The sequence below is a fragment of the Candidatus Dormiibacterota bacterium genome (assembly GCA_035532035.1).
Lineage (GTDB): Bacteria > Vulcanimicrobiota > Vulcanimicrobiia > Vulcanimicrobiales > Vulcanimicrobiaceae > Tyrphobacter.
In genome coordinates, this window is sequence record DATKRS010000010.1 from 20,387 (window position 1) to 37,670 (window position 17,284).

The following is a 17,284-nucleotide window of genomic DNA, read 5'->3' on the forward strand; positions in this document are numbered from 1 at the left end:
CTCCGGTAAAGCAATCCATGCGCTTCGATCAGTCCGCACTCCGAGAGATCCACGCACGCGTCGATATCGCTACGTTCATCGCGCAGTACGTGCCGTTGCGCAAGCGTGGAAACGACCTCGTCGGCCTCTGCCCGTTCCACAACGAAAAGACGCCGTCATTTCACGTCCATCCCGATCGCGGCTTCTTCAAGTGTTTCGGGTGCGGCGTGGGCGGCGACGTGATCAGCTTCGTGCAGAAGCGCGAAGGCGTACCGTTCAACGACGCCGTGCGCATGCTCGCGCAGAAAGCCGGTGTCGAGCTCGAGCCCGAGAGCCCGCAGGCGGCGCGAATGCGCGGCGAGCGGGAGACGATCTTCGAGGCAAACCGACTCGCGGCCGCGTTTTTCGCCCGCACGCTCGCAAGCGCTGCCGGGGCAAAAGCGCGCGCGTATCTCGAGCGCCGGGGTTTCTCCGCCGAAACGGTTTCACGCTTTGGACTGGGCTACGCACCCGCGTCGTGGGACGGCCTCGTCGGCGAGCTGCAGCGCAACGCCATCGACGTGCGCATCGCGGCCAAGGCGGGGTTGGTGAAGCCGAAGGAGAGCGGCGGTTTCTACGATTTCTACCGCGACCGCCTCATGATCCCGACGCTGGCTTCCACGGGCGAAGTGATCGCCTTCGGCGGACGCGCGCTCGGGGACGATGAGCCGAAGTACCTGAACACGGCGACGACGCCCGTCTATACCAAAGGGCGGCATCTCTTTGCTTTGAACGTCGCGAGGCGAGCGGCGCAGCGGGAAGGCGCGTTCGTCGTGGTCGAGGGCTACCTCGACTGCATCGCCCTTCACCAAGCCGGCTTCGAGAATGCCGTGGCTTCTCTCGGGACGTCGTTCACCCTGGAGCAGGTAAACGAGCTGCGCAAGTACGCCGAGAACATCTTTCTCTGCTTCGACGGGGATGCGGCCGGAGAGGTGGCTGCAACCAGAGCAGTGGATATTGCGTCTAAAGTGCTGGAGCATGCGGGCTCGAGTGTCCGCGTCGTGCTCCTGCCGCCTGGCGCGGACCCCGATTCATACGTCCGCGAGCACGGAAGCCAAGGCTTCCAGGCTCTGCTGGAACGTGCGAAGCCGGCCATCGAGTTCCGGCTCGACCCGGAGATCGATCGGCTGCGCGACGGGTTCTCCTCGCCGGCGGTCGTCGCGCGCAAAGCCGAAGGGCTGATACGCGCGATGACGCCGCGCGAAGAGTGGGATCGGTGGCGGCAATACATTGCCGATCGCCTGAAGGTCAGCGCCGACGATCTTCGAAATAGCCGATTCCTCACGAACACGGCGAACTTCTCACCGCGAAGCGACGCGACGGGAAGCCGGTATGCGCCGGTTCGTTCCTCCGCGCCGGGAGCGGTGGAACCCCTGTCATTCGAACGTGAAGTCATGAGCATCGTTCTCGAGGAGCCGGCGCTCGCTCTAGAGTTTGCGGAGCGCATTCACCCGTCGAGCTTTCGCGATCCGCGGTACCGCGGGATCTACGAGCGGATCGTGCTCTCTGCGGGCGAGGCGTCGACAGCCGCCGATCTCATGGCGCTCTTCGCGGAGGATCCCGCCGCGCTCAGCCTGCTCGCCGCGGAAGGCAGCCGCGATCGCAGCCCGACCGTCCGCTTCGGCGACAGCGGCGAGCGGCGAGCGCACCTGGAGCGCATCGCGCAGCGTATCGAGCGGGGAGCCGCCGAGAGCCGATACCGCGAGCTGCGAGGCCGTATTGACGAAGCCTTTACGGCAGGGGAACCGATTCCAGACGAGCTTCGTAAAGAATCCGAGATGCTCGTGTCGAAATTAAGGAAAGTGAAAGCGTGAAAAAATTGGAAAGAAAGGAGGTGAGAGAAAGAGCTATGCAGCGTAAGAAGGGCACGGCTACCGCCGCAGCGCCTCCCACCGAAGCGCCGCCGGCGACGCTCGACGAGGCAAAGAAGCGACTCACCGCACGCGGGAAGACGCGCGGTACGCTCACGCAGGAAGAGATCTACTCGGCGCTCGAGACGTTGGAAGACGTCACGCCCGAGCAGATCGACGAGCTCTTCGAGGAGCTCTCGGGCATGGGCATCGAGATCGACGACGAGCAAAAAGAAGAGAAGGCCGAGGTCGAGGAAGAGGCTCCGGAGCAAGTTCCCGACGGTCTCTCGCTCGACGATCCGGTTCGCATGTATCTCAAAGAGATCGGTCGCGTGCCGCTGCTTTCGATGGAAGAAGAGAAGTCCTTCGCCATGCGTATCGAGGCGGGCGAGCTCGAGACGAGTAAGAACGGGACTGCCGACAATGCGATCATCCTCGACGGCGATGAAGCGAAGCGTCAGCTCACGGAGGCGAATCTTCGCCTCGTGGTATCGATCGCAAAGAAGTACGTCGGCCGCGGGATGCTCTTTCTCGACCTCATCCAAGAGGGAAATCTCGGGCTGATCCGCGCGGTAGAGAAGTTCGACTATCGCAAAGGGTACAAGTTCTCGACATACGCGACCTGGTGGATACGCCAGGCTATCACGCGTGCGCTCGCCGATCAAGCGCGGACCATCCGCATACCGGTGCACATGGTCGAGACGATCAACCGTCTCGTCAAGGTGTCGCGCCAGCTGCTCCAGGAGCTCGGTCGCGAGCCGGCCGTCGAAGAGATCGCCGGTGCCATGGGCTTGAGCCCCGAGAAGGTGCGCGAGGTCATGAAGATATCGCAGGAGCCGATCTCTCTCGAAACGCCGATCGGCGAAGAAGAGGACTCCCACCTCGGCGACTTCATCGAGGATCAGGAAGCCGTCGCGCCGGCCGAAGCGGCGTCGGTCATGCTCCTCAAAGAGAAGATGCAGGACGTGCTGCAAAACCTCACCGAGCGCGAACGCAAAGTCCTCGTCTTACGCTTCGGGCTGGAAGACGGCCATCAACGCACGCTCGAAGAGGTCGGCCAAGAGTTCGGCGTTACGCGCGAGCGCATACGGCAGATCGAAGCAAAGGCGCTGCGCAAGCTACGCCACCCGTCGCGCGGCAAAGCTCTCAAAGACTACTGGTCAAATGAGTAAAAACGCGGTTCTTTGGCTCCAGGCTGTTGTCGCCTCGGGGCTCATTTACCGTAGTAAACCTCGCCCACTCGGCTCCTAAGCCTGAAGCCAAATACCCGCGTTTTGGCCCCAGGCTGTCGTCGCCGTGCGCTCTCGCCTTCGAGAACTACATGCTGTCGTGCGCGGGGGTGGAGCTCGGGTGGACGAGCGGATTCTTCTCGGCGAAAGCACCGTTCGGGTTCCGCTTCACCCAGACGATGAGATCCCAAATGTTCGCAAACGTGAAGATCCGCGCAACCTGCGATGCGGACTTGACCTTGTGCATCTTTACGAGCGTCGCCACCTGAGGGTCGGCGAGGCTTCCGCCGGCTGCAGTGAACGCCGAGGCTTCGACGCCGTGCTCGAAGCCCTGAGGTCCATGCGCGCCCACGAGCACGTAGTGCACGTGCTCGGGAATGTGGATCCACCGGCCCGGGAGGACGCCCCAGAGCGAGGGAGGCTTGCCGGCAACGTACGGCTCGGAGAAGTCCGCGCCGAGAAGATTGCCGTGAACGTCGTACCAGAGTTGGCTCGGATGGTTCCAGTCGTTCGAGGTCCAGTGGAGATTGGCGTAACTGATCGCGCCGGTGTTGTCTTCATTCGTGTACCGGAAATAGCCGGCGCGTTCGGCATCGGCGACGGTCGGATAGGTTGCCGTCAGCGTCTGCGTGATGTGCGTGACGAAGGCGACTTCGCTGGCTTGTGGTTTGGGAGAGAGCGTGGCCGGTTTTGGGGTGGGCGCGGCCAGCGCGGCTGCAGCCGTGATGCTGAACGCAAGCGTTGCTCCGATGATGCGGGTGAGCACGAGGGTCCTCCTTACGTAGGTGTTGGGGAAACCGAGGGGGTCGGGGTCGGCGAAGGTGTCGCGGTGGGCGGCGGTGGTGCTGGCGTGGGCGGGGGCGGTGCGTGCGGCATCGGCCGCGCGATCGGAAGCGCCTGAAACGCCGCGCCGGGCGTCTCGACGGTCGCAGCGAAGGGTTGCGGCGTTTCGATGGCGATTCCCGCACGCGTTTGCCTCAACGTCGCCAAGAGGCGCGTTTTCAACTCGGCGCCGGCACCGATGACGAAGTTTCGTCCGTGGCGAGCGATCTGAAAGAGCACGGCGTACGGGACGACGATGTCTTCGAGCGTGTTTTCAATCGCAACGGTCGATTCATGGCCCGCCGTATCGCGCGGCGACAGGCGCGTCGTCGCGACCCCGAGCGGAATCTCTCGCCCGTCGGAGAGATGCAGCGGATCGACGTAGATGTCGACGAAACCGTAGCGATCGAGCATTTGGGCCGCCGACGTGTCGACGACGTGCACGAGGTCTGGCGTGCCCGCCGGTGCGACGACACGCCCGCCGACGCGTAAGTCGCTTTTCAGATGCATGCGAATGACGTCGCCGGCCTTGTTGGCCGACGACGAGATCCGATCGTCGAGAACGAAGATCGCCTCGGAGCCGAACGCGAGACCCGTGACGGGCGACCCAGCCGGAGACGCGCTCGCGCGCACGGCGGGCGAGTGCGTCGGCCTTGGAACGGGAAGCGCTGCCGCCGATCCGCCGATCAACGGCAGCGAAAAAGACGCTGCGGCGAGCGCCGCAAGCGCGAGCTCTCTAGCTCGCCTTCTCCTCGGCCTCTGCGGCCAAAGCAGCGCGCTTCCCCTCTTCGATGAGCTGTTTGACGCGCTGACCGCCTTTTTGTCCGATCCGTTCATAGAAATCCGGGCCGTAGCGATCGCGCGTCGCTTCGCCGCCCTTCTTTCCACCTTTCTTGCCGATCTGCTCGTAAAAGGTATGCCCGTGGGCTTTCTTCGTCGCTAGACCGCCTTTGCGGCCGATCTGCTCGTAGAATTCCGGACCGTACTTTCTCTTAACGGTCTCGCCGCCTTTCTGTCCGGCTTCCCGGACGGAAAGGCTCGCTCCGTTCTTGGGGCTCGTTGTCTCTGGTGTCATGGGTTCCAATACCTGCGAATGAGTAAGCCGTAGCGCCCCAGGGAGGGGGGTCGGTGAAAGCTCCACTATGTAGAACGCTAGTTCGGGCCGGTTTGTTTGCTTTGGAGGAGATATTGATGGTTCGCGCGCTCGCTTTACTCGGGAAGGCCGCTCCACTGGTGCTTTTGGCGGCCTTGCCGGCGCTCGCAGCCACAGTAGGGAACGCCAGCCTGGTCCCGGTCGTCCAAGCCGAGCAAGCACGCTCGCTCGGCGGAGGAGTTTTGGCAGCTGCCCTCGCCTCGCCCAACGAGATCGTCGCGGTCCGGGCGGCGCTGGCCATCGGCAGGACCAAGCGTGCTGCCGGGGAGCCGCTGCTGGCAGCTCACCTCCACGATGCGCGAGCCGCCGTGCGCGCGATGAGCCTCTACGGGATCGGATTGATCGCGAGCGGACGCCGGAGCGCGGCGATCCTCGCCGGCATGAACGACGCAAACGGAGCGGTGCGTTTCGCCGCGCTAGATGCCTTGGACCGCTATGCCGCGGCCGGGCGTCTTCCGAAAGCCGACGTGCTCGGCGCGTTCGAAGCCGTCGCCCGCCGGCTTCGCTACGACCGCGATGCCACCGTGCGCGCACGGGCCGCGGCGACGCTCGAATCTTTCACCACGACCTTCTACGCGCCGCTCGCCGCGCCGGCGCTGGTAGAGGCGGTCAACGGCGATCGCTCGCGGCGGGTACGCCGCTTTGCGATGTGGTCGGTCTTTCGCGGATATGCGCGGCTCGTGCCGCACGCTTTTCTCGCGCGCGCGTTGCATGACCGCGACGAGGTCGTGCGCATCGAGGCGGTGCGTGCGATCGGCAAGCGCGGCGAGGCGAGCGATCTCGCGCTCGTGCTGCCGTTGCTGCACGATCCGTCGTGGCGCGTTCAAGAGCAAGCCGGTGAAACGCTTCGCGCGCTCCACGGGCTGCCGCCGACCCAGCACTGGACCGAGATCCCCGCCTACGTACACGTTCCCGCGCCGCGTCCGGATTCGTTGGCGGCCTTGCCCGCTCGCGCGCGCACGCCCGCACGCGGCCGTCCGCGGCGGCCGCAGCCGTCCGGCGCGATCCTGCAGCCCGCGCTCGATCCTACGACCGCTGCGGCGATGGGCGGGCCGGCTCCGGGGCCGCATCCGCGCGTACGCATCGTCACGACCAAGGGGAACGTGTACGTCACGCTCTTCCCCGAATGGGCGCCGATGACGGTCGAGAACTTCTTGAACCTCGCGAACCGCGGCTACTACGACCGCAATCGCTGGTTTCGCATCGTTCCCGATTTCGTCGTGCAGACCGGCGACCCGAACGACAACGGCAACGGCGACGCCGGCTATGCCATCGGCGCGGAAGAGAACCCGATCGCACAGGGCAGCTACGTGATCTCGATGGGGATGAACTATACGACCGGCCCGAACGCGCACGCCATTCGCGATTCGGCCGGGACGCAGTACTACATCACGCTCTCACCGCAGCTGCACCTGGACCGGGATTTCACGGTCTTCGGACGGGTGACGAGCGGGTTCAACGTGCTCGGCCGCCTCGTGGAGTCCGATCGCGTCCTGCGCGTCGAGCGCGTCAGGGACGAGCGGCTCCCGTGAAACATCGGCCGGTGACGCGTCGACGCGCAAGCGCATTCACGTTCTCACGATCGTCGGCGGCGACGTCAGCGCCCGCTTGGCGTCACGCCGGCACGTCGTCGGGTGACGTGCGGGACGGCTTCGAATCGAGGAGGATCGTCACCGGGCCCTGGTTGACGAGCTCGACATCCATGTCGGCACCGAACTCGCCGTAGGCCACGCGCACCCCCAGGCGCTCGAGCTCGGCACCCGTGCGACGGTAGAGCTCGCTCGCGAGCGGCTCCTTCGCCGCGGCAACGAAGGACGGCCGCCGGCCTCTGCGAGCGTCGCCGTACAGCGTGAACTGCGAGACGAGCAGCGCGTCGCCGCCGGTTTCCAGCAGCGAGCGATTCATGAGGCCGGCATCGTCGCGAAAGATGCGCAGGTTCGCGATCTTCTCCGCCATCCAGCGTGCGTCGTGCTCCGTGTCGCCGTCGCCGACGCCGAGCAGGACGGCGAGGCCGCCTGCGATCTCACCAACGGTCCGCTCGCCGACGCGCACGGCGGCGCGGGAGACGCGCTGCACTACCGCGCGCACGAGATCACCGGCTGAAGATCGACGAGAACGCGAAGAGCGCGTTTTCGCGGCGTTCGGCGACGCGGCGATAGAAATATCCAGCCCAGTGCGTTCCGAACGGCACGTAGATGCGCATGCGGTACCCCTCGGCGACGAGCCGGCGCTGGAGCTGCGGGCGACAGCCGTAGAGCATTTGAAACTCGAACCGATCGGTCGCGATGGCGTCGCGGCGCACGGCGTCCGTGACCGCCGCGATCAAGCGGCGGTCGTGGGTTGCGATGCCGGGATAGGTCCCACGCACGAGAAGGATCTCGGCGAGGCGCGCGTACGCGGCGCGGATCTCCGGCATCGCGGCGTAGGCAACTGCGGAGGACTCGCGATACGCTCCTTTGCACAGGCGCACGCGCGCGCCGAGCGCGATCGCACGCTCCACATCGGCAGCGGTGCGTTTGAGCATCGCCTGAAGAACGATGCCGACGTTGTCGTGCAGCCTGAAGGCACGCTCGAAGAGCGCGAGGGTGCGTTCGGTGAGCGCGCTGCCTTCCATGTCGATCCGCACGAACGGGTCGGCGTTGCTCTTCGCGCGTTCGAGGATGCGGACGAGGTTTTCCAGCGCGAATCCCTCGTCGATCAGTATCCCGATCGCCGTGAGCTTCACCGAGACGTTGCTGCGTACGCCGGAGGAGCCTATCGCATCGAGCATTGCGATATACGTAGAGGTCGTCCTCGTGGCCGTCGCCCGGTCGAGCACGTCCTCGCCGAGAAAATCGAGCGAGGCGGCCATTCCCGCATCGTTGAGTCCGCGCACGGCAGCGATCGCGGAGTCGATCGTCTCGCCTGCGACGAAGCGCCGAGCGAGAAAGAAGAAGCGCTTTTGAAACGAGGAGCCGGGGGCGACTAGCCGTTCGATCACGGTCGTTACTGTACCATGCTGCGGCGAAGAATCCACTGGAGAACGAGTACGATCGCCGCGAGCACCACGAATCCATAGCATAGCGCGAGCGCTTCGCGTACCCCCGATGCCGAAAGCGTGACGTATACCTGCACGGGCAGCGAGGAGGGGTGGTATGCGACGATGCTCGTGGCGCCATACTCTCCGATCGCGCGCAGCCACGCGAATGCAATGCCGGCCCCGACGTTGCCGGCCGCAGCGGGAAGGGCGACGCGCAAGAAGATGCGCCATTCGCTTGCGCCCAACGTACGCGCCGCGTCGGCGTAAATCGGGTCGAGGACGGAAAATGCCGCCGCTGCGGCGATGGCGACGAACGAGCCCGAAACGAAGAACTCCGCGGTCGCAACGCCCACGAGCGTCTCCGGCACCGGCGTCGCGCGAAGGAAGGAGAGGAGCATGACTCCCGACGCGACCGGCGGAAACGCGAGCGGGAGCGCGAGAGCGAACAGCGCCGCCATGCGAACGCGCGCCCGGGCATGCGCGATCGCGTACCCCGCGGGCACGCCGAGCACGCTCGCCGCGGCGGTCGCCATCAAGGACGCAAGAAACGACGTGCGCACGGCATCGCGCACGTGCGGCGCGCCGAATGCCGCGATCACCTCGCCGGGCGAAACGGCGAGCAACACGGAAAGAATCGGGAGCGCAACCGCTGCCACGAGCAGCACGAGGAAGAGCGGGAAGAGGAGAGCTGCCCCTTCACGCTTCATCACCGAAAGTTTACCCACGCTGAAGGGGAGGTGCGAGGCTGAAAAGCGCGACCGGCGAATGGCGCCGGAGTGGACCAGGAGCGTCGCTGGAGAGTACTGGTCGCGGACGACGATCCGGCGATCTGCATGCTGATCGAGACCGTCCTGCGCAGGGGCCCGTACGAGATCAGAGCGTGCGCGGACGGCGAGAGCGCCGTGCAAACGTTCGAGCGAGAGGGCCCGTTCGATATGCTGATCTGCGACTTCATGCTGCCGGGGATATCGGGCCTCGACGTCATCGAGCGCGTACGCGCACGCGAAGACGGCACGCTGCCGATCTTGATGATCAGCGGGCATACGACGCATGCCGTGGACCGCGCTCGCCACGCCGGCGCCGATCTCTTTCTGAACAAGCCGTTCACGCTCTCGCAACTGCGCGGTGCAGTTGCGGCGCTCCTCGCGCCGCGCTCGTCCGCCACGTAGAACCGCACCTTAGGGCGCGAGCCGGCACGTGATCGCAGCCGCGCTCAAGGTCCTGGTCATTGCCGTCTCCCTAGGGCTCGACGTCTTCGCCGTGAGCGTCGGCGTCGGCGTACGCGGCGTAGCGCTCCCGGTCAAGATTCGCATCGGTGTCGCCTTTGCGGCCGCCGAGGTCGGCATGAACCTCGCCGGCGCCGGCCTCGGCATCGCGGCCGGGCATGCAATCGGCGACGTGGCCGGCTACTTCGGCTTTGCCGCACTGTTCGCGCTCGGCAGCTACATGGTCTTCGAAAGCTTTCGCGAAGCTGCGGCACGACGACCGATCGACATGTCGCGCGGCTGGGGTCTCCTCCTGGCCTCGCTTTCGATCAGCCTGGATTCGCTCGGCATCGGCTTCTCGATTCTCTACATCGGCGTTCCGCTCGTCGAGACGCTTGCCGTCATCGCAATCGTGTCGGTTGCGTCGACGAGCGCCGGGTTGACGCTCGGCAAGCGGCTCGGGCGTCGCATCGAAGAGCGCGCGGAGCTCGTCGGCGGCATCCTCCTGGCGTTCACCGGCGTGCTTTTTGCCGTACTCAAGGCACTGCACGCCGGATAGGAAAGAGAACGCGGTGGTAGTTGGTGCCGCCTTGCTCGACGACGTGCGCGCCGCCGGCGCGACGGCGGTCGCGATCGTCGGTACCGGCAAGAACGTCGGGAAGACCGTCACGATGCGCGCGCTGTACGAAGCGGCGGTCGCGCGCGGAATGCACGTGGGTGTCGTCAGCGCGGGGCGCGATGGCGAAGCGATCGACGTCATCGATCGCAATCCGAAGCCTCGTCTTTGGCTCGTGCCGGGAACCTGGATCGCAAGCGCCGTCCGCACGACGCGTCTCCTCGAGCGCGTCGAGCTCCCGGGCGGCGTCATCGAGACCGCGTGCGGCCCGCTGCAGCTCGCACGCGTCATCGAGGCGGATTACTACGAGCTCGTCGGTCCGCCGACGGTCTCCGGATTGCGCCTCGCGGTGGAGGCGCTGCGCGAGCGATGCGAGCTCGTGCTCGTCGACGGAGCGATCGATCGCCTCGCAACGATATCCGGCGGCGAGGACGCGGTCATCGTCGCATGCGGAGCCGCGGCCGCACCGACGATGACGGATGCAGTGGAGGACGTGCGCACGCTCGTCACCCGCTTGCAGCTTCCGCCGGTCGACGAGCGCGAGCCGGCGCTGCGCATCGGCGGTGCGCTGCTTCCCGACGTCGCGGCAGCGCTGCTCGCGGCTGCGGAGCAGCGCCAAGTGGTGGTGCGATCGCCGGCGGCGGTGGCTTTATCCGGAAGACTCGCGCAGCGCGCCTTCGCGCAACTGCGCTTGCGCTGCGAGCAGACCGTGAACGTGATCGCCGTCACCATAGCGCCCGAGGCGGCCCGCAGGACGTTCGATCCGCGTACCTTCCTCGGCGCGGTCGCGCAGGCGACCGGACTACCGGCGTACGATGTTTATGCGGGCACGTGCGCGAAGCCCGCGACATGGATTCGCTGATCGTCACGTGCGCGCCCGTCGGCGCGGAAGTCATGCCGAGCCAGACGCCGTACCTGCCCGTGACGCCGCAGGCGCTGGGTGAGACCGCATCCGCCATTCGCGCCGCCGGAGCATCGATCGTCCACGTGCACTGCCGCAACGACGACGGCACGAACACGCACGCCGTCGAGCGCTTCGCCCAGGCGTACGACGCCATTCGTTCCCGGAGCGATCTCATCGTGCAGTTCTCGACCGGCGGAGCGATCGGGATGAGCGCTCGCGAACGAGCGGGCGTACTGGATCTGCGACCCGAGATGGCGACGCTGACGTGCGGCACGGTCAACTTCGGCGACGAGATCTTCGAGAACGCCTTTCCGCTCATGCGCGCGCTCTTGCAGCGCATGAACGAGCTCGGCGTGCGGCCCGAGCTGGAAATCTTCGACAAGGGGCATCTCGCGAACGCCCGCCGGCTCGCGCGCGAAGGGTTGCTCGCATTTCCGCAGCACGTCGACTTCGTGCTCGGCGTTCCCGGCGGCCTCGAGGCCACCGTCCAAAACCTCTGCGATCTCGTCGACGACCTTCCCGCGGGCTGCACATGGTCGGTCGCCGGCGTCGGCCGCGCGCAGCTCCCGATGGCCATGGCGGCGATTGCGATGGGCGGACACGTGCGCGTAGGCCTCGAGGACAACATCTTTTACAGCAAGGGGCGCCTTGCACGAAACGAAGAGTTGGTCGAGCGCGTCGCGCGCGTCGCGCGAGAGGCGGGACGTCCCATCGCGCAGCCGCAGGAGGCGCGGCGAATCCTCGGACTCGAGCCGCTTCACGCGCCCCCGGCAGGCATTGACGCCCGCGGTTCGTAACGAACAGCCGGTAATTCGGGAGGACCCTGCCTCTGCTAACGTATGTCGTGCGGCGAACGCTACAGGCGATCCCGCTGTTGATATTGATCTCGATGATCCTCTTCGGGATTACGAACAACGCGCCGGGTGGCGCGCTCGCGCCGTATTTGCAGAACCCGCACATCACGCCCGCCGACATCGCGCGGCTCAAGCACAATCTGGGTCTGGACCAGCCGCTGCCCGTTCAGTACTTCCATTGGGTCGGCCACGCGATACGTGGCGATTTCGGGTGGTCGACGAGCAACGCGGAGCCGGTTTTCGACGCGATTATGCAGCGATTCGGCGCGACGGTCGAGCTCATGGGCGCGTCGCTCTTGGTCGCGCTTACGCTCGGACTTGCCGCCGGCATCTTTTCGGCCGTGCTACCGTACTCCGTGTGGGATTACATCATCACGGGCTTTGCGTTCTTCGGACAGTCGATGCCGATCTTCTGGTTTGCGCTTATGCTCCAGCTCGGCCTCGCCGTGCACGGCATTCCGCTTCCCGGCGGGTACATGATCCAGCTTCCTTCGGCCGGAATCTCGAGCTTGGATACGTTCAATCTCGGGGACCGGCTCGATCATCTCGTCTTGCCCACGATCGCGCTCTCCTTTCTCTCGCTCGCGCTCTATAGCCGATTTACGCGCTCGTCAATGCTCGAAGTGCTGAGCGCGGATTACATCCGAACCGCGGCCGCCAAAGGTTTGCCGTTCCACACGATCCTCTTGAAACACGGGCTCAAGAACGCGCTGATCCCGGTGGTCACGATCGTCGCGATTTCTTTGCCGTCGTTGATCGCAGGTGCCGTCGTCACGGAGACGATCTTCGCGTGGCCCGGCATGGGGCGGCTTTTCATCAACGCGCTCCAGCAAGGCGACATCGCGTTGCTCATGGGCTACCTGTGCTTGGTATCGGTGCTCGTGGTTTTCAGTAATCTCTTGGCGGACGTTGCGTATGCCTGGCTCGACCCGCGCGTGAAATACGACTGATGGACGCCGTTCCGATGAACGCCTCGGCCGAACCGGACGAAGTCGCATACGTCAAGGTCACGTTTTGGCGACGCTTCCGGCGACACCGTCTCGCCGTCGTCGCGCTCGCGGTATTGACGATCATGGTGCTCAGTGCGGTCCTTGCGCCGGCGCTCTCGCACCTCGGCGGCTTCGCCGATCCGAACGCGATCGACGAAGTCAACTGGCAGGGCAATCCCCTTCCACCGTGCTTCCAAAACGTCAGCCTCTGCGCGCATCATTTCCTCGGGACCGACGAGGTCGGACGCGATCTGTACGCGCGGCTGCTCTTCGGCGCGCGCATCTCGCTGACGCTCGCGGTGACCGCCGTCCTCATGGAGATAACGATCGGCACTTTGCTCGGCGCGCTCGCCGGGTACTACGGCGGCATCGTCGACTACCTCTTGATGCGCATCACCGACGTCTTTCTCTCGATTCCGATCCTGCCACTGCTGCTCGTGCTCACCGGAATCGTGACCGAGAAGTTCTCGTCGAAGGCCGCGCTCAACTTCGGCACGATCGTCCTGATCGTGGGCGCTCTCTCGTGGCCCTCGGTCGCGCGTCTCGTTCGCGCGTCGTTCCTGACGTTGCGCGAGCGAGAGTTCGCGGAGGCGGCGCGCGCCGTCGGAAACGGCGACGCACGGATCATCTTCCGTCACCTCTTGCCCAACGCGGTCGCACCCATCGTCGTCCAGGCAACGCTCGACGTCGCCAACATCATCATCTTGGAGTCGACGCTGGATTTTCTCGGCTTCGGCATCCAGCCCCCCACCGCGTCGTGGGGCAACATGCTGGCCAACGCTCAGGCAAATGTCGAGTCGGCGTGGTGGGCGGCGGTCTTTCCGGGCCTGTGCATCCTCGTGACGACGCTCGCCATCAACTTCATCGGTGACGGCCTGCGCGACGCCCTTGACCCCAACATGAAGTAACGGTAGACTCAAGCCTCGTCCCGGGACGGGGAGCATGGTGAGCCCCCTCTACGCGCAAGTGGCGGAATTGGTAGACGCACTAGCTTGAGGGGCTAGCGCCCGCAAGGGCGTGCTGGTTCGAGTCCAGTCTTGCGCATGAAACAACCGGGTGGCCCACCGCGTAGTCGCGATGGAAGGAGAGAGAGCACAGTTTCCCCGTGTGGTTAACCCGATTCGCAATCTCACGCTGGGTCATCACGACCGTGATTTTCGCCACGCTGGCGATCTTCGGGGTCGTGTCCTTCATGTTGCTCGGCCGCAGCTCGAACCCACCGAACACGGAGTTCCCGGTCGTCGCCGTCGTTGCCAGCTACCCCGGTGCGTCGCCACAAGACATGGAGCGCATGGTCATCAAGCCGATCGAGGATCAGATGAACGGCATCGAGCACCTCGACCAGCTGAGCGCCACGGCACAGGAAGGCACTGCGGTCGTCGTCGTGCAGTTCACCGTGGGAACGAACCTGGATCTCGCCTCCGTCGACGTGCAGCGCCGCGTCGACACGGCGCGCGTCTACATGCCCAGCGACATGAATCCGCCGACCGTCACGAAGGCGGGGCAGTCCGAGCCGCCGCTGCTCGACCTCGCCGTGAGCTCGAAATCTCTGACGCAGCCGCAAATCGCCGACCTCATCAACACGCAGGTAACGCCCCTCATCGAGCAAGACCCCGACGTCCAGTCGGTCGACGTCTACGGCGCGGCGAGTCGTGAGTTCCACGTCGAACCCGACCCGACGAAGCTGGACGGCACGAACGCGACGCTCGAAGATATCCTCAACGCGGTCGCGAGCAACAACCTGAACGTACCGGGCGGCATCATGACGCAGCCGACGCGCGAGGGCACGGTCGCGATTCATTCGTACATCAATCAAGCAAGCGACTTGCTCGGCATACCGCTCTCGCCGTCCACCGTGTTGCGCTACCCCGTGAAGGCACTCAAGCTTGGCGATGTCGCGAACGCGTACGATAGTCACGTCGAAATGCGCAACATCTCCTCGTTCAACGGTCAGCCGCGCGTCTACGTTGGCGTCAATCCGACGCTGGACGCGGATCAAATCAAGGCGACCCAGCGTCTGCGCGCCCTCCTCACGAAGATCGAAGCGCAGTTCCCGCAGCTGCACTTCAACGAGATCGACGCTCCGGCGGACTACACCGCGAAGATGCTGACCGGGGTCGGCCAGTCCCTGATCGAGGGCATCGTGCTGACAGCTATCGTCATGCTGCTGTTCCTCCATGCATGGCGTAATGCGGTCGTGGTGTTCCTTGCGATCCCCACCTCGATTCTCTCGACGTTCATTCTGATGAAGCTCGCCGGCTTCCACATCGATTCGATGTCCATGATGGGGCTTTCGCTCATCATCGGAATACTCGTCGACGACTCCATCGTCGTGCTGGAAAACATCACGCGACATCGAGACATGGGTGAAGACGCGACGACGGCCGCGATCAACGGGCGTACGGAAATCGGTGGCGCGGCAGTCGCTATTACCATGGTGGACGTCATCGTCTTCCTACCGATCGCCTTCATCTCGGGCATCGTCGGCGCCTATCTGCGCGAGTACGCCATCGTGGTCGTGACGGCGACACTCTTCTCGCTCCTGGTCTCGTTCACGCTCACACCGCTGCTCGCGGCGAGGTGGAGCGTCGTCAAGCGCTCGGAGGCGACGCCGCGCTGGCTGCTCGCGCTCGACGACCGGCGCATCGACTTGGTTCTGCTCCTGCTGGCCGCCGGAATGTTTGCGGTCGGAACGTTCACGGGTTGGTTCGTACTCAACGCGATCGGGATATTCGTCTTCGCATTGCTCCTGCTCAATGCGTTCGTGCATCGCTACGATCGCATCGTGAGCGCGTATCACACGCGATTCCTTCCGTTTGCCTTACTTCACGGGCCGTTGGTGGCCTTCGTGTGCAGCGTCCTCTTGCTCAACGCGTTTACGCTGCTTGCCGGCGGCGGGTTCGTCACGGTTGCCGTCGACGCGCTCCTGATCGGCGCGTGCGCAATCGCGCACGGCATAGGCGCATACCTGCGCCGGTCGTTCCCCACGCCGCACCTTGGTGCGTGGTACCTCGCGCCGCTACGCTTCGTCCGCAGCCTCGGCACGGCAAGCAAGCGCGTCACGCTCGCCACGTTCGCCATTCCCATTGCCGCCGGATTGATCATGTTGCCGCTTGGCCGGGTGAGCTTCAGCCCGTTCCCGGCGCAGCAGACCGGCGAGATGGCGATGACCGTCACCTACCCTCCCGGCACCCCGATCGCGACGACGAACCGGTACGTGACGCAGCTCGAAGAGGCGATCATGCGCCTCGACGGCGTCAAGTCGGTGAGCGCGACGGTCGGACGCAAACAGGCAGGGTGGAGCAGCTTTACCGGCGGGAACTACGCGCAGCTCTCGGCAGCGATGCAAGACGATCGCATCAAAGACACCAACGCGACCATCGCCAAGATCCGCCGGCTGGCCTATCTCGTGCCCGGCGGCGTTTTGGCCGTCGCGGGCGATAGCGGTAACGGCGGATCGGACCTGCAGTACTCGATCACCGGCCCCGACGCGGCGATCGGCCCCGCGGCCGAGAAGATTGCCACGTTCATTCGCTCGCTTCCGGGAACCGTGAACGTGCAGACGAGCGCCGAGACGGGGGCGCCGCGCTTGAACGTCGACGTCGATCGCTCGAAGTGTGAAATTCTCGGCGTCAATCCGTCCGACGTCGCACAGGTCGCGCGCATCGCCGTCGACGGTGCCGTCGCGACGCGCGTGCGCACGGCGACGGGCCTCGTGGACGTGCGCGTTCAGTTCCCGCTTGCAGATCGCACGACCGTCGCGGAGCTGAGGAACGTTAAAGTGCGCACGAACGACGGCTCGCTGATACCGATCGGAGACGTCGCGAGCTTCACGTGGACGCTGGCGCCGACGAAGATCGAGCGTTTGAATCGCCAGCGCGTCGTCAACGTCTACGGAGACTTGCTGCCCGGATATTCGCTTGGCCAAGTCGAGGGGCCGTTGCAGAAGGAGCTGCAGATGCCTGGCTTCCTTCCCGTCGGCGTCGGGCTGGTATCGCAAGGAAACTCGCAACTGATGGACGAGGCGTTCTTCAACATGTTCATCGCGCTGGTTGCGTCCTTTGCGCTCGTCTACGTGCTCATGGTGATCCTCTACGGCTCGTTCCTCGAGCCGCTGATCGTGATGTTCTCCGTGCCGCTCGCCATCATCGGCGCGCTCATGCTCCTCGCGCTGATGGCGCGGCTCGAGCCGCAGCAGGGGCAGTCGCTGAACATCATCTCGGTGCTCGGGGTCATCATGCTCTTCGGCTTGGTTGCCAAGAACGGCATCCTGCTCGTCGATTACTCGAACACCATGCGCAGGCGCGGCTTGCGCGTGCGTGACGCGGTACTGCAGGCGGCATCCGTTCGCTTCCGGCCGATCATCATGACGACGGCAGCGATGATCTTCGGCATGCTGCCGTTGGCGCTCGGTTACGCCGAGGGCGGCGAGTGGCGCCAAGCGATCGGGACGGTGATCATTGGCGGCCTTCTCAGCAGCCTCGTCCTCACGCTCTTCCTCGTGCCGATGATCTACAATACCTGGATGGGCGCGCTCGAACGGCGCGCGGACCGGCACGCGCTCGTCGCGGAGATGGAACCGGTCCGAACGTAACCAACGGCCAAGGAACCAAAGAAAGAAGCGG

General features: G+C 65.1%; 16 protein-coding genes and 1 tRNA gene. 11 read left to right on the top strand and 6 right to left on the bottom strand.

Annotated elements, in window-relative coordinates:
* The first annotated feature begins 17 nt into the window (after positions 1 to 17).
* Positions 18 to 1,832, top strand: coding sequence for a DNA primase (dnaG, locus tag VMV82_03435; GenBank protein ID HUY40601.1), 1,815 nt, complete (start codon positions 18 to 20; stop codon positions 1,830 to 1,832).
* A 35-nt stretch (positions 1,833 to 1,867) separates the two neighbouring features.
* A complete protein-coding gene (gene rpoD, locus VMV82_03440; protein ID HUY40602.1) occupies positions 1,868 to 3,040 on the top strand; it encodes an RNA polymerase sigma factor RpoD in 1,173 nt (390 codons plus the stop codon).
* A 145-nt stretch (positions 3,041 to 3,185) separates the two neighbouring features.
* On the opposite strand, the gene VMV82_03445 is transcribed toward rpoD, so the two are convergent.
* The 3 genes from VMV82_03445 to VMV82_03455 all read right to left on the bottom strand — a co-directional run bounded on the left by VMV82_03445 (position 3,186) and on the right by VMV82_03455 (position 5,060).
* Entirely contained in the window at positions 3,186 to 3,863 is a 678-nt protein-coding gene (locus tag VMV82_03445) for a hypothetical protein (protein HUY40603.1), read from the bottom strand.
* A gap of 11 nt (positions 3,864 to 3,874) precedes the next feature.
* Entirely contained in the window at positions 3,875 to 4,552 is a 678-nt protein-coding gene (locus VMV82_03450; protein ID HUY40604.1) for a hypothetical protein, read from the bottom strand.
* 103 nt (positions 4,553 to 4,655) lie between these two features.
* A complete protein-coding gene (locus VMV82_03455) occupies positions 4,656 to 5,060 on the bottom strand; it encodes a hypothetical protein (protein HUY40605.1) in 405 nt (134 codons plus the stop codon).
* A gap of 26 nt (positions 5,061 to 5,086) precedes the next feature.
* On the opposite strand from VMV82_03455, the gene VMV82_03460 reads away from it, so the two are divergent.
* Entirely contained in the window at positions 5,087 to 6,604 is a 1,518-nt protein-coding gene (locus VMV82_03460) for a peptidylprolyl isomerase (GenBank protein ID HUY40606.1), read from the top strand.
* An 82-nt stretch (positions 6,605 to 6,686) separates the two neighbouring features.
* Here VMV82_03460 and dtd read toward each other — a convergent pair whose 3' ends face one another.
* Genes dtd through VMV82_03475 form a run of 3 tightly spaced genes read right to left on the bottom strand, consistent with a single transcriptional unit; the run spans position 6,687 to position 8,798 of the window.
* On the bottom strand, positions 6,687 to 7,160 hold the full coding sequence (gene dtd / locus VMV82_03465) for a D-aminoacyl-tRNA deacylase (protein ID HUY40607.1): 474 nt from the start codon (positions 7,158 to 7,160) through the stop codon (positions 6,687 to 6,689).
* A 4-nt stretch (positions 7,161 to 7,164) separates the two neighbouring features.
* Positions 7,165 to 8,052, bottom strand: coding sequence for a proline dehydrogenase family protein (locus VMV82_03470; protein HUY40608.1), 888 nt, complete (start codon positions 8,050 to 8,052; stop codon positions 7,165 to 7,167).
* A 5-nt stretch (positions 8,053 to 8,057) separates the two neighbouring features.
* Positions 8,058 to 8,798 carry an ABC transporter permease subunit gene (locus VMV82_03475; GenBank protein HUY40609.1) on the bottom strand — a complete coding sequence of 247 codons (741 nt, stop codon included), beginning with the start codon at positions 8,796 to 8,798 and terminating at the stop codon, positions 8,058 to 8,060.
* 69 nt (positions 8,799 to 8,867) lie between these two features.
* Here VMV82_03475 and VMV82_03480 point away from each other — a divergent pair, with 69 nt between their 5' ends.
* The 8 genes from VMV82_03480 to VMV82_03515 all read left to right on the top strand — a co-directional run bounded on the left by VMV82_03480 (position 8,868) and on the right by VMV82_03515 (position 17,253).
* Entirely contained in the window at positions 8,868 to 9,260 is a 393-nt protein-coding gene (locus VMV82_03480) for a response regulator (protein HUY40610.1), read from the top strand.
* A gap of 28 nt (positions 9,261 to 9,288) precedes the next feature.
* Positions 9,289 to 9,855, top strand: coding sequence for a manganese efflux pump (locus VMV82_03485; GenBank protein HUY40611.1), 567 nt, complete (start codon positions 9,289 to 9,291; stop codon positions 9,853 to 9,855).
* Between the two features lie 13 nt (positions 9,856 to 9,868).
* The gene (locus tag VMV82_03490; GenBank protein ID HUY40612.1) at positions 9,869 to 10,774 is read left to right on the top strand and encodes a DUF1611 domain-containing protein; all 906 of its coding nucleotides are present in this window, start codon (positions 9,869 to 9,871) and stop codon (positions 10,772 to 10,774) included.
* A complete protein-coding gene (locus tag VMV82_03495) occupies positions 10,762 to 11,613 on the top strand; it encodes a 3-keto-5-aminohexanoate cleavage protein (GenBank protein ID HUY40613.1) in 852 nt (283 codons plus the stop codon). The genes VMV82_03490 and VMV82_03495 overlap by 13 nt, the downstream gene beginning before the upstream one ends.
* A 47-nt stretch (positions 11,614 to 11,660) precedes the next feature.
* Positions 11,661 to 12,620, top strand: coding sequence for an ABC transporter permease (locus tag VMV82_03500; GenBank protein ID HUY40614.1), 960 nt, complete (start codon positions 11,661 to 11,663; stop codon positions 12,618 to 12,620).
* A complete protein-coding gene (locus tag VMV82_03505; protein ID HUY40615.1) occupies positions 12,620 to 13,567 on the top strand; it encodes an ABC transporter permease in 948 nt (315 codons plus the stop codon). Before VMV82_03500 ends, VMV82_03505 begins: the two co-directional genes overlap by 1 nt.
* Before the next feature lie 52 nt (positions 13,568 to 13,619).
* Positions 13,620 to 13,703, top strand: a tRNA-Leu gene (locus VMV82_03510).
* 61 nt (positions 13,704 to 13,764) lie between these two features.
* Positions 13,765 to 17,253, top strand: coding sequence for an efflux RND transporter permease subunit (locus VMV82_03515; protein HUY40616.1), 3,489 nt, complete (start codon positions 13,765 to 13,767; stop codon positions 17,251 to 17,253).
* The last annotated feature ends 31 nt before the right edge of the window (positions 17,254 to 17,284 follow it).